Consider the following 11,667-nt stretch of genomic DNA (forward strand, 5'->3'; position numbering starts at 1 on the left):
GCGCGCCATGAAGAAAATCATCCACAGCCTTGCGCCCTGGGCGTTGCCGGTGTTGTTGCTGGCGGTGTGGCAGTTGTCGGTGTCGGCTGGCTGGTTGTCGACACGGATTCTGCCGGCGCCAATCGCGGTGATTGAGGCCGGGGTCAGTCTGGTGCGCAGCGGCGAGATCTGGACGCACCTGGCGATCAGTGGCTGGCGCGCGGCGCTGGGTTTCACCATCGGTGGCAGCATCGGTCTGGTATTGGGCTTCATCACCGGTCTGTCGAAGTGGGGCGAAAGCCTGCTCGACAGCTCGGTGCAGATGATCCGCAACGTACCGCACCTGGCGCTGATTCCGCTGGTGATCCTGTGGTTCGGCATCGACGAGTCGGCGAAGATTTTCCTGGTGGCATTGGGCACGTTGTTCCCGATCTATCTCAACACTTACCACGGCATCCGCAACGTCGATCCGGCGCTGGTAGAGATGGCGCGCAGTTATGGCTTGTCCGGTTTCAGCCTGTTCTGGCAGGTGATTCTACCGGGCGCGTTGCCTTCGATTCTGGTCGGCGTGCGCTTTGCCCTGGGCTTTATGTGGCTGACGCTGATCGTTGCGGAAACCATTTCGGCCAGTTCCGGCATCGGCTATCTGGCGATGAACGCCCGGGAGTTTTTGCAGACCGACGTGGTGGTGCTGGCGATTCTGCTCTACGCGGTGCTCGGCAAACTCGCCGACCTCGCGGCCCGAGGGCTTGAGCGCGTATGGCTGCGCTGGCATCCGGCGTATCAAGTAGCCAAAGGAGGTGCGGCATGACGGCTCAACAACCTCCACGCTTGCTGCGCGGGATTCCGCTGGCAGTGCGCAACCTGCAAAAGACTTTCGGCGCGCGGCAGGTGCTGCGCGATATTGACCTGCATATTCCGGCGGGGCAATTCGTCGCCGTGGTCGGTCGCAGCGGCTGCGGCAAAAGTACCTTGCTGCGCTTGCTTGCCGGTCTCGACCAGCCCACGGGCGGTGATTTGCTCGCCGGTGCCGCGCCACTGAGCGATGCACGGGAAGACACTCGACTGATGTTCCAGGAGGCCCGTCTGCTGCCGTGGAAAAAAATCATCGACAACGTCGGGCTGGGCCTCAAGGGCAACTGGCGGCCACAAGCGCTGGCGGCACTGGACGCGGTAGGCCTGGCCGATCGTGCCAACGAGTGGCCGGCAGCGTTGTCCGGCGGGCAGAAGCAACGCGTGGCCCTGGCCCGTGCGCTGATCCATCAGCCGCGCCTGTTGTTGCTCGACGAGCCTTTGGGTGCCCTGGATGCATTGACCCGAATCGAAATGCAGCAACTGATCGAACGGCTGTGGCAGCAACACGGCTTCACCGTATTGCTGGTGACCCATGACGTCAGCGAAGCGGTGGCGATTGCCGATCGGGTGATCCTGATCGAAGACGGCGAAGTCGGCCTGGACCTGCACGTGGAACTGCCGCGCCCTCGGGTTCGAGGCTCTCATCGGCTGGCGGCGCTGGAAACCGAAGTGCTCAATCGCGTGCTGGCGCTCCCGGGCCAGCCGCCGGAACCGGAACCTGTTTCACCCTTGCCCACGCAGTTGCGCTGGGCTCAATAACTCAAGTTTTCCCCAACGACAGGAATCAACACCATGACTATCAAAGCCATCAACGTTCGCAACCAGTTCAAAGGCTCCATCAAGGAAATCGTCCTCGGTGATGTGCTGTCGGAAATCGACGTGCAGACCGCGTCCGGCATCGTCACTTCGGTGATCACTACACGTTCGGTGAAAGAGCTGGAACTGGCGGTCGGCAGCGAAGTGATCGCGTTTGTTAAATCCACCGAGGTATCGATCGCCAAGTTGTGAGCCACATGCGTAAACAACAACCCCGAAGGGTTTGAGCCCTTCGGGGTTTTTCCATGTGTGCTTGTCTTGGGATAAGTGGTGCGGCCATCGCGGGCAAGCCCGCTCCCACAAGGATCTCCAGCGGACACAGATTTTGTTTTCGACCAATAAACCTGTGGGGGCGGGCTTGCCCGCGATGAGGCCGGTCAGGCTACTGGAAATCTCGCTTGGGAAGATAGAGCGGCAAATACAACCCCAGGTACGCATCAAACACCCGCATCCCTTCCTCGGCCATGCGCGGCGTAATCTGCCCGTGCTGCTGCACCGAGCGCGCGTAAACCCGATCACCCAGCTCCATGGCCAGGGCAAACACGTCGACATCACCCGGCAGCTTCGGCAACTCGAAGTGCTGGTCGAAGAGCTTGTGCATCAGGTCGCCCAGTTCGATGTCGTGCTGGCGGTCGGCCTGGGTGACTTCGGTCAGGCCGTGCTGGGCAAGGATGAGCTGGCGGGCGGCGGCGTCCTCTTCGTAGATGTCCAGCATGCGTTGCTCGACCAGTCGCGACAGGTCACGCCAACCACTCAATGAATCATGGTCGATAGGTGCTTGCAGGCAGGCGCGGAAGGCGGCGTGGACGTCGGCCGTCAGGGCTTCGAGCAGGGCGGGGACGCTGGCGAAGAAATGGTAGACGGAGGAGGGCGGGATCTGCGCGCGCTCGGCAACACTATAGATCGACAAACTGGCCACGCCCTCGGCGGCCAGCAGCGTGCGGGCGGCATCGAGGATCGAGTCGATCCGCGCCTGGCTGCGTGCGCGGGGTTTGCGGGCGGTGGCTACGCGTGTCATTGGAGTCTCCTGCGGGGCAGCGGGCATTGTACGCAGAGCGCAGGATTGATCCATACCTGTGGCGAGGGGGCTTGCCCCCGTTGGAGGGCGAAGCACTCCCGAGTCCGACACTTGCCGCGTTTCTGATGCAACGAAATCGCATGTTTCAGGTCTGCTTCGCGGCCCAACGGGGGCAAGCCCCCTCGCCACAAAGTTTGATGTCAGCCGATCCCTGTGGAGCCAGCCTGCTGGCGATCCGCCGAAGGCGGCCATAAAAAAACGCCGCGGGCTGTGAGGCTCGCGGCGTTGTTTTTTACTGCAACCGCTTACACGGTATGCAGGTACCAGTTGTACTCGAGGTCGGAGATGGAGTGTTCGAACTCCTCCAGCTCACTCTCTTTACAGGCGACAAAGATATCGATGTATTTCGGATCGATGTACTTGGCCATGACTTCGCTGTCGTCCAGCTCACGCAGGGCATCGCGCAAGTTGTTCGGCAGGCTCTGCTCGTTCTGCTCGTAGCTGTTGCCTTCCACCGGTGCCCCCGGCTCGATCTTGTTGACCAGACCGTGGTGAACGCCAGCCAGGACCGAAGCCATCAGCAGGTACGGGTTGGCATCGGCACCAGCCACCCGGTGTTCAATGCGCACGGCATCCGAGGAGCCGGTTGGTACGCGGATCGCCACAGTGCGGTTATCCAGGCCCCAGCACGGGGAGTTCGGCACGTAGAACTGGGCGCCGAAACGACGGTACGAGTTGACGTTCGGGCAGAGGAAAGCCATCTGCGCTGGTAGGGTCTCGAGCACACCGCCGATCGCGTGACGCAGTGCGGCGTTCTGCTCGGGATCCTCACTGGCAAAAATATTCTTGCCGTCTTTGTCGAGAATCGAAATGTGTACGTGCAGACCATTACCTGCCTGGCCCGGGTACGGCTTGGCCATGAAGGTGGTGTCCATTTCATGGTCGTATGCGATGTTCTTGATCAGGCGCTTGAGCAGGACCGCGTAGTCGCAGGCCTTTATAGGGTCGGCCACGTGGTGCAGGTTCACTTCGAACTGCGCCGGGGCACTTTCCTTGACGATGGCGTCGGCCGGGATGCCTTGCTCTTTGGCACCTTCCAGAATGTCCTGGAGGCAATCGACGTATTCATCGAGGTCGTCGATCAGGTAGACCTGAGTCGAATGCGGGCGTTTGCCGGAGATCGGCGAGCGCGGTGGTTGTGGCCGGCCGTTCACGTTCTCCTGGTCGATCAGGTAGAACTCCAGTTCGAACGCGGCGCAGATAGTCAGGCCCAGCTCATCGAACTTGGTCACGACTTGTCGCAAAACTTCCCGCGGGTCGGCGAAGAAAGGATCGCCTTCGAGTTCGTGCATGGTCATCAACAGTTGCGCGGTCGGGCGCTTCTGCCATGGCTCGTTGCACAGGGTGTCGGGGATTGGATAGCAGATTCGATCGGCGTCGCCGATGTCCAGGCCCAGGCCGGTGCTTTCCACCGTAGAGCCGTTGATATCCAGGGCAAATAAAGAGGCCGGCAGGTTGATGCCTTTCTCGTAAACCTTGTGGAGGCTGGTGCGTTCGATGCGCTTGCCGCGCACCACACCATTCATATCCGCAATCAGAAGGTCAACGTACAGAACCTCAGGATGTTCCTTAAGGAACGCGTTCGCTTCGTTAAGCTGAACGGCACGCGGGGGTACCGACATGATGCAACACCTTTGTTGTTAAAAATATCAATCATTGATCTTTTCTGGTTTCAGTCAACCCGAACGGCCTGCCGAAGTCAAGCAAGGCCTCTTTTGCCCTAAAAAAGCGCTCGTATGGCTTTATTGGGGCACTTTGGGGCGTTTTTATAACCTTGGACGCGATGGCGGCCGCAGACTTGAGCGGGCCGTGTTGTATTTTTTACGGGGGTGTTGTGTAAAAAAATGAACAAGGCTAAGCTCGAATCAAACCCATAACAGCAATAATACCGGGGTGCTTCATGTCTCGCCTGCCGTTAATCGGCGTCACCGACTGCTCAAGCCAGCTCGGTCAGCATGCTTGTCACATCAGCGGCGACAACGATACCAACGCTGTGGCTGAAGCGGCGGTGTTGATTATCCCGTCGCTGGCGTTTCGACAATTCCCGTCCGATATTCTGGACGGCCGAAATGGCACCCCCATTACCGTTACTCCATTCAATATAGAACCGATTCACCATAGCGGCCTGGCCATCGTGCAAAGGCGCCGCTTGCGATTGTGCACGCCTGATTTCTGTAGCCCCGCCGGGCAACACGATAGCCTGCTGCAGACACGCCTTTCAACGCGACGCCGATGCGTCAAACAACGCCTGACTTTCAAGGGTCAGACAACTCAAGCCTAGAGGCATTTATGAGTAACAACCTCGACCAGCTCACCGATTGGTTGAAAGACCACAAGATCACAGAAGTCGAATGCATGATTGGCGACCTGACCGGAATCACCCGGGGCAAGATCTCGCCGACCAACAAGTTCATCGCCGAAAAAGGCATGCGCCTGCCGGAAAGCGTTCTGTTGCAAACCGTAACCGGCGACTATGTCGAAGACGACATCTATTACGAGCTGCTTGACCCGGCCGACATCGACATGATCTGCCGGCCCGACCAGAACGCGGTATTTCTCGTGCCGTGGGCCATCGAACCCACCGCGCAGGTGATCCACGACACCTACGACAAGCAAGGCAACCCGATCGAGTTGTCGCCGCGCAACGTGCTCAAAAAGGTACTGAAACTCTATACCGACAAAGGCTGGCAGCCCATCGTGGCGCCGGAAATGGAGTTCTACCTGACCAAACGCAGTGATGACCCGGATTACCCGCTGCAGCCACCCATCGGCCGCTCCGGTCGCCCGGAAACCGGTCGTCAGTCGTTCTCCATCGAAGCGGCGAACGAATTCGATCCACTGTTCGAAGACGTTTACGACTGGTGCGAGCTGCAGGAACTGGATCTGGACACGCTGATTCACGAAGACGGCACGGCGCAGATGGAAATCAACTTCCGTCACGGTAATGCCTTGTCCCTGGCTGACCAGATTCTGGTGTTCAAGCGCACCATGCGCGAGGCCGCACTCAAGCACGACGTGGCCGCGACGTTCATGGCCAAGCCGATGACCGGTGAGCCTGGCAGTGCCATGCACTTGCACCAGAGCATCATCGACATCGAGACCGGCAAGAACATCTTCTCCAATGAAGACGGGACCATGAGCCAGTTGTTCCTGCACCACATCGGTGGCCTGCAGAAACTGATTCCCGAGCTGTTGCCGTTGTTTGCACCCAACGTCAACTCGTTCCGCCGCTTCCTGCCGGACACCTCGGCACCGGTGAACGTGGAATGGGGCGAAGAAAACCGCACCGTGGGCCTGCGGGTTCCGGATGCCGGGCCGCAGAACCGTCGGGTGGAAAACCGCCTGCCGGGTGCCGATGCCAACCCGTACCTGGCGATTGCCGCGAGCCTGTTGTGCGGTTACATCGGCATGGTCGAGGGCTTGAACCCGAGCGCGCCGGTGGTGGGTCGTGGCTATGAGCGCCGCAATCTGCGCCTGCCGCTGACGATTGAAGATGCGCTGGAGCGCATGGAAAACAGCGCGACGATCGAGAAATACCTGGGTAAAAATTTCATCACTGGCTACGTCGCGGTCAAGCGGGCCGAGCATGAAAACTTCAAGCGCGTGATCAGCTCGTGGGAACGGGAATTCCTGCTGTTTGCCGTCTGACACGCCGGGCGCCGCCGTTGTCGGGTGGCGCTTTCACTGATTTTTTTTAGGAGATTCACATGACCAGCAACAACCCGCAAACCCGTGAATGGCAAACCCTGAGCAACGATCACCACCTGGCCCCGTTCAGTGACTTCAAGCAGCTGAAAGAGAAAGGCCCGCGGATCATCACCAACGCCAAGGGTGTTTACCTCTGGGACAGCGAGGGTAATCAGATCCTCGACGGCATGGCCGGCCTGTGGTGCGTTGCGATCGGTTACGGTCGCGATGAACTGGCCGATGCCGCCAGCAAGCAGATGCGCGAACTGCCTTACTACAACCTGTTCTTCCAGACCGCTCACCCACCGGTGCTGGAGCTGGCCAAGGCCATCGCCGACATCGCACCTGAAGGCATGAACCATGTGTTCTTCACCGGTTCCGGCTCCGAAGGCAACGACACCATGCTGCGCATGGTTCGCCACTACTGGGCGATCAAGGGCCAACCGAACAAGAAAGTCATCATCAGCCGCAAGAACGGTTATCACGGTTCCACCGTGGCCGGCGCGAGCCTGGGTGGCATGACCTACATGCACGAACAGGGCGACTTGCCGATTCCGGGCATCGTCCACATTGCCCAGCCGTACTGGTTCGCCGAAGGCGGCGACATGACCCCTGAAGAGTTCGGCATCTGGGCAGCCAACCAGCTGGAAGAGAAGATTCTGGAAGTCGGCGTCGACAACGTCGGTGCCTTTATTGCCGAGCCGATCCAGGGCGCCGGTGGCGTGATCATTCCGCCAGACACCTACTGGCCGCGGGTCAAGGAAATCCTCGCCAAGTACGACATCCTGTTCGTGGCGGACGAAGTAATCTGTGGTTTCGGGCGCACCGGTGAGTGGTTCGGTACCGATTTCTACGGCCTCAAGCCCGACATGATGACCATTGCCAAAGGCCTGACGTCCGGCTACATCCCAATGGGTGGCCTGATCGTGCGTGATGAAGTCGTGGAAGTGCTCAATGAGGGCGGCGACTTCAACCACGGTTTCACCTACTCCGGGCACCCGGTGGCCGCTGCGGTGGCCCTGGAAAACATTCGTATCCTGCGCGAAGAGAAAATCATCGAGCGTGTCCATGCAGAAACGGCACCGTATTTGCAGAAACGCCTGCGGGAACTGAACGATCATCCTCTGGTGGGTGAAGTTCGTGGGGTTGGCCTGTTGGGCGCCATCGAACTGGTGCAGGACAAAGCCACGCGCAAGCGCTACGAAGGCAAAGGCGTCGGCATGATCTGCCGGCAGTTCTGCTTCGACAACGGCCTGATCATGCGCGCGGTCGGCGACACCATGATCATCGCTCCGCCGCTGGTGATTACACCGGCGGAGATCGATGAGCTGGTGGCCAAGGCCCGCAAGTGCCTTGACCTGACCCTGAGTGCATTGCAGGCCTAAGTGCTAGGCTTTGAGCGGGAATTCCGGGTGCTTCTACGGAAACAGGAATTTTCGCTCAGAGCTGTCATAAAACATTGCAGTTCCTTGAAAGACCGATGTGGATCTTGCCAGACTAGCCGCAGTTCCAGTTGCCCTGGTTCGGCTGCTGAACAAGTGGTTCAAAAAAAGAAAAATTTGGAGCATCACGCATGAAGGCACTAGGTAAAAAGCTCGCAGGCAAGACACTCCTCGCCATGTCCCTGATGGGCGTGATGGCAGGTGCGGCTCAGGCCGACGACAAGGTTCTGCACGTGTACAACTGGTCCGATTACATTGCCCCGGACACCGTCAAGAAGTTTGAAGACGAGTCGGGCATCAAGGTCGTCTACGACGTTTTCGACAGTAACGAAACCCTGGAAGCCAAGTTGCTGGCAGGCAAGTCCGGTTACGACATCGTTGTACCGTCGAACAACTTCCTGGCCAAGCAGATCAAGGCCGGTGTCTACCAGAAGCTGGACAAGTCCAAGCTGCCCAACTGGAAAAACCTGAACACCGACCTGCTCAAGGCGGTATCGGTCAGTGACCCGGGCAACGAACATGCCTTCCCGTACATGTGGGGCTCGATCGGTATCGGTTTCAACGCCGAGAAGGTCAAGGCTGCACTGGGTGCCGATGCGCCAACCAATTCCTGGGACCTGCTCTTCAAACCTGAGAACGCAGCGAAGTTGAAATCGTGCGGTATCAGTTTCCTGGATTCGCCAACCGAGATGATTCCGGTGGCATTGCATTACCTGGGCTATCCAACCGACAGCCAGGACAAAAAACAACTGGCCGAAGCCGAAGCACTGTTCCTGAAGATTCGTCCTTCGGTGGGCTACTTCCACTCGTCCAAGTACATCTCCGACCTGGCGAACGGCAACATCTGCGTAGCCGTTGGTTATTCGGGTGACATCTACCAGGCCAAGTCCCGTGCGGCTGAAGCTGGTGACAAGGTAAAAGTCAGCTACAACATTCCGAAAGAAGGTGCAGGCAGCTTCTACGACATGGTCGCCATCCCTAAAGATGCCGAAAACGTGGAAGGCGCCTACAAGTTCATGACCTTCTTGCAGAAGCCGGAAATCATGGCTGAAATCACCAACGCCGTGCGTTTCCCGAACGGTAACGCGGCCGCCACCCCATTGGTCGAAAAAGAAATCACCGAAGATCCAGGCATCTACCCGCCGGCGGACGTGCTGGCCAAGCTGTACGCGATTGCCGATTTGCCGGCCGCGACCCAGCGGATCCTGACCCGCAGCTGGACCAAGATCAAATCCGGTAAATAAAAAAACACCTGTAGGAGCGAGCCCGCTCGCGATGAACCAGAGAGCACTGCGGGGTGCCAGGCACCCAGCGTCATCGTTGAAGACCATCGCGAGCGTGCTCGCTCCTACAGGTGTCTGTGCATAAAAGTTTTGCTGGAACGGTTTTTCGAGGTTAAGTTGCGCGCCGGTTTTGTTGCCAGGCAACCACGGTTGTCATGTAACGCGGGGCAACTTGGGCCCAACTAATTTTAGAGGACCTCCACTTGCCTATTTTTTCTTTGTTGCGCAACACCATGCTGGCCGTCGCCGGCCTGTCCATCGCTGTCGGTGCCCAGGCTGCCGGTACTGTGCATATTTATAACTGGTCGGATTACATCGGTGAGAGCACCCTGGCCGACTTCCAGAAAGAGACCGGGATCAAACCGGTCTATGACGTGTTCGATTCCAACGAAACCCTGGAAGGCAAGCTGCTGGCCGGGCGTACCGGCTACGATGTGGTCGTGCCGTCGAACCACTTCCTCGGCAAGCAGATCAAGGCGGGGGCGTTCCAGAAGCTCGACAAGTCGCAGCTGCCGAACTATTCGAACCTCGACCCGGTGTTGCTCAAGCGCCTGGAGCAGAACGACCCGGGCAACCTGTACGCCGTGCCATACCTGTGGGGCACCAACGGCATCGGTTACAACGTCGACAAGGTCAAGGCTGTGCTGGGCGTCGATACCATTGATTCGTGGGGCGTGCTGTTCGAGCCGGAGAACATCAAGAAGCTGCAAAGCTGTGGCGTCGCGTTCCTCGATTCCGCCGATGAAATGATGCCGACAGTGCTCAATTACATGGGCCTGAACGCCAACAGCACCAACGCAGAAGACTACAAAAAGGCCGAGGCCAAGTTGCTCGCGGTGCGGCCTTACGTAACCTACTTCCACTCTTCCAAATACATCGCGGATCTGGCCAACGGCGACATCTGCGTAGCCATCGGTTTCTCTGGCGATATTTTCCAGGCGAAAAACCGCGCCGAAGAGGCCAAGAAGGGCGTGAACATCGCCTACTCGATTCCGAAAGAGGGCGGTGCGCTCTGGTTCGACATGCTGGCGATTCCGAAGGACTCGGCCAACGCCAAAGAGGCCCATGCCTTCATCAACTATTTGCTCAAGCCTGAAGTTATCGCCCAGGTCAGTGATTACGTCGGCTACGCCAACCCGAACCCGGGGTCGGACAAACTGATGGAACAGTCCATTCGCACCGACGAAGCGGTTTATCCACCGCAAGAGGTGCTCGACAAGACCTACGTGTCGGTCGAATTACCACCAAACATTCAACGTTTGATGACCCGCAGCTGGACCAAGGTCAAGTCGGGTAAATAGCGACAAGGCTCAAACTATCCAAGGTTGGCTCACCTTGAGCGAACTGCACTCTTTTTTTCTGGGAGTTTCGTAAATGGCAGTTGCCTCCGGCGCCTATAAGAAAGCCCTCGAGGGCGACCAGACACCTAAACAGGTCCTGGTCAAAATCGACCGGGTAACGAAGAAGTTCGACGAGACGATTGCGGTGGACGATGTGTCCCTGGAAATCAAGAAAGGCGAAATTTTCGCCCTGCTCGGCGGTTCTGGATCGGGCAAATCCACCTTGCTGCGCATGCTGGCAGGGTTCGAACGGCCCACGGAGGGTCGCATTTTCCTCGACGGCGTAGACATCACCGACATGCCGCCGTACGAGCGGCCGATCAACATGATGTTCCAGTCCTACGCTTTGTTCCCGCACATGACCGTGGCGCAGAACATCGCCTTCGGCCTCAAGCAGGACAAGATCCCGGCGGCGGAAGTCGACGCTCGCGTGGCCGAAATGCTCAAGCTGGTGCAGATGAGCCAGTACGCCAAGCGCAAGCCGCACCAGTTGTCCGGTGGTCAACGCCAGCGTGTGGCACTGGCCCGTTCGCTGGCCAAGCGGCCGAAGCTGTTGCTGCTTGACGAACCGATGGGCGCACTGGACAAAAAACTGCGCTCGCAAATGCAGCTTGAGCTGGTCGAGATCATCGAGCGCGTCGGCGTAACCTGCGTCATGGTGACCCACGACCAGGAAGAAGCCATGACCATGGCCGAGCGCATCGCGATCATGCACCTGGGCTGGATCGCCCAGATCGGCAGCCCGATCGACATCTACGAAACCCCGACCAGTCGACTGGTCTGCGAATTCATCGGCAACGTCAACATCTTCGAAGGCGAAGTGGTGGACGACGCCGAGGGCCACGCCCTGATTACCTGCAAGGACGTGGACCGCAACATCTACGTCGGCCACGGCATCAGCACTTCGGTGCAGGACAAGTCGGTCACTTACGCGATCCGTCCGGAAAAACTGCTGGTTACCGCCGATATGCCGACCTGCGAGTACAACTGGTCCAGCGGCAAGGTGCATGACATTGCCTACCTGGGCGGCCACTCGGTGTTCTACGTCGAGCTGCCAAGCGGCAAGATCGTCCAGTCGTTCGTGGCCAACGCCGAACGTCGTGGCGCGCGTCCGACCTGGGGCGATCAGGTTTACGTGTGGTGGGAAGACGACAGCGGCGTGGTACTTCGCTCATGAACATGCGCAA

Annotated in this window: 11 protein-coding genes; 9 read left to right on the forward strand and 2 right to left on the reverse strand. The window is 58.7% G+C overall.

The features are described 5' to 3' along the window. Nucleotides 1-7 precede the first annotated feature (7 nt). From ssuC to KW839_RS05060, 3 genes are read left to right on the forward strand one after another with little or no spacing between them, the layout of a single operon-like run. Entirely contained in the window at nucleotides 8-790 is a 783-nt protein-coding gene (ssuC, locus tag KW839_RS05050; protein ID WP_060542466.1) for an aliphatic sulfonate ABC transporter permease SsuC, read from the forward strand. Continuing rightward, a complete protein-coding gene (gene ssuB / locus KW839_RS05055) occupies nucleotides 787-1,593 on the forward strand; it encodes an aliphatic sulfonates ABC transporter ATP-binding protein (protein WP_060542465.1) in 807 nt (268 codons plus the stop codon). The genes ssuC and ssuB overlap by 4 nt, the downstream gene beginning before the upstream one ends. Before the next feature lie 33 nt (nucleotides 1,594-1,626). Next, on the forward strand, nucleotides 1,627-1,842 hold the full coding sequence (locus tag KW839_RS05060) for a molybdopterin-binding protein (protein ID WP_007967989.1): 216 nt from the start codon (nucleotides 1,627-1,629) through the stop codon (nucleotides 1,840-1,842). Between the two features lie 190 nt (nucleotides 1,843-2,032). Here the strand turns inward: KW839_RS05060 and KW839_RS05065 are convergent, their stop codons facing one another. Then, nucleotides 2,033-2,668 carry a TetR/AcrR family transcriptional regulator gene (locus KW839_RS05065; protein WP_060542464.1) on the reverse strand — a complete coding sequence of 212 codons (636 nt, stop codon included), beginning with the start codon at nucleotides 2,666-2,668 and terminating at the stop codon, nucleotides 2,033-2,035. Nucleotides 2,669-2,973: 305 nt separating this feature from the next. Continuing rightward, nucleotides 2,974-4,350: a glutamine synthetase family protein gene (locus tag KW839_RS05070; RefSeq protein WP_218423619.1), complete on the reverse strand. Its 1,377-nt coding sequence runs from the start codon at nucleotides 4,348-4,350 to the stop codon at nucleotides 2,974-2,976. A gap of 278 nt (nucleotides 4,351-4,628) precedes the next feature. Here KW839_RS05070 and KW839_RS28035 point away from each other — a divergent pair, with 278 nt between their 5' ends. The 6 genes from KW839_RS28035 to KW839_RS05100 all read left to right on the forward strand — a co-directional run bounded on the left by KW839_RS28035 (nucleotide 4,629) and on the right by KW839_RS05100 (nucleotide 11,657). After that, nucleotides 4,629-5,009 carry a hypothetical protein gene (locus tag KW839_RS28035; protein WP_177336981.1) on the forward strand — a complete coding sequence of 127 codons (381 nt, stop codon included), beginning with the start codon at nucleotides 4,629-4,631 and terminating at the stop codon, nucleotides 5,007-5,009. An 8-nt stretch (nucleotides 5,010-5,017) separates the two neighbouring features. Continuing rightward, a complete protein-coding gene (locus tag KW839_RS05080) occupies nucleotides 5,018-6,376 on the forward strand; it encodes a glutamine synthetase family protein (RefSeq protein ID WP_060542462.1) in 1,359 nt (452 codons plus the stop codon). Between the two features lie 59 nt (nucleotides 6,377-6,435). Next, nucleotides 6,436-7,800 carry an aspartate aminotransferase family protein gene (locus KW839_RS05085; RefSeq protein WP_060542461.1) on the forward strand — a complete coding sequence of 455 codons (1,365 nt, stop codon included), beginning with the start codon at nucleotides 6,436-6,438 and terminating at the stop codon, nucleotides 7,798-7,800. Nucleotides 7,801-7,988: 188 nt separating this feature from the next. After that, nucleotides 7,989-9,101, forward strand: coding sequence for a polyamine ABC transporter substrate-binding protein (locus tag KW839_RS05090; RefSeq protein ID WP_060542460.1), 1,113 nt, complete (start codon nucleotides 7,989-7,991; stop codon nucleotides 9,099-9,101). Between the two features lie 242 nt (nucleotides 9,102-9,343). Further along, a complete protein-coding gene (locus tag KW839_RS05095) occupies nucleotides 9,344-10,441 on the forward strand; it encodes a polyamine ABC transporter substrate-binding protein (protein ID WP_060542459.1) in 1,098 nt (365 codons plus the stop codon). A 73-nt stretch (nucleotides 10,442-10,514) separates the two neighbouring features. Then, nucleotides 10,515-11,657: an ABC transporter ATP-binding protein gene (locus tag KW839_RS05100; protein ID WP_060542458.1), complete on the forward strand. Its 1,143-nt coding sequence runs from the start codon at nucleotides 10,515-10,517 to the stop codon at nucleotides 11,655-11,657. The last annotated feature ends 10 nt before the right edge of the window (nucleotides 11,658-11,667 follow it).

It is taken from the genome of Pseudomonas sp. PDM31 (assembly GCF_019218965.1).
Lineage (GTDB): Bacteria > Pseudomonadota > Gammaproteobacteria > Pseudomonadales > Pseudomonadaceae > Aquipseudomonas.

Coding starts and splice junctions, on each gene's coding strand:
- KW839_RS05085 (WP_060542461.1), top strand. CDS start 6,436: ATGACCAGCAACAACCCGCAAACCCGTGAATGGCAAACCCTGAGCAAC.
- KW839_RS05100 (WP_060542458.1), top strand. CDS start 10,515: ATGGCAGTTGCCTCCGGCGCCTATAAGAAAGCCCTCGAGGGCGACCAG.
- KW839_RS05080 (WP_060542462.1), top strand. CDS start 5,018: ATGAGTAACAACCTCGACCAGCTCACCGATTGGTTGAAAGACCACAAG.
- ssuC (WP_060542466.1), top strand. CDS start 8: ATGAAGAAAATCATCCACAGCCTTGCGCCCTGGGCGTTGCCGGTGTTG.
- KW839_RS05070 (WP_218423619.1), bottom strand. CDS start 4,350: ATGTCGGTACCCCCGCGTGCCGTTCAGCTTAACGAAGCGAACGCGTTC.
- KW839_RS05060 (WP_007967989.1), top strand. CDS start 1,627: ATGACTATCAAAGCCATCAACGTTCGCAACCAGTTCAAAGGCTCCATC.
- KW839_RS28035 (WP_177336981.1), top strand. CDS start 4,629: ATGTCTCGCCTGCCGTTAATCGGCGTCACCGACTGCTCAAGCCAGCTC.
- KW839_RS05090 (WP_060542460.1), top strand. CDS start 7,989: ATGAAGGCACTAGGTAAAAAGCTCGCAGGCAAGACACTCCTCGCCATG.
- KW839_RS05065 (WP_060542464.1), bottom strand. CDS start 2,668: ATGACACGCGTAGCCACCGCCCGCAAACCCCGCGCACGCAGCCAGGCG.
- ssuB (WP_060542465.1), top strand. CDS start 787: ATGACGGCTCAACAACCTCCACGCTTGCTGCGCGGGATTCCGCTGGCA.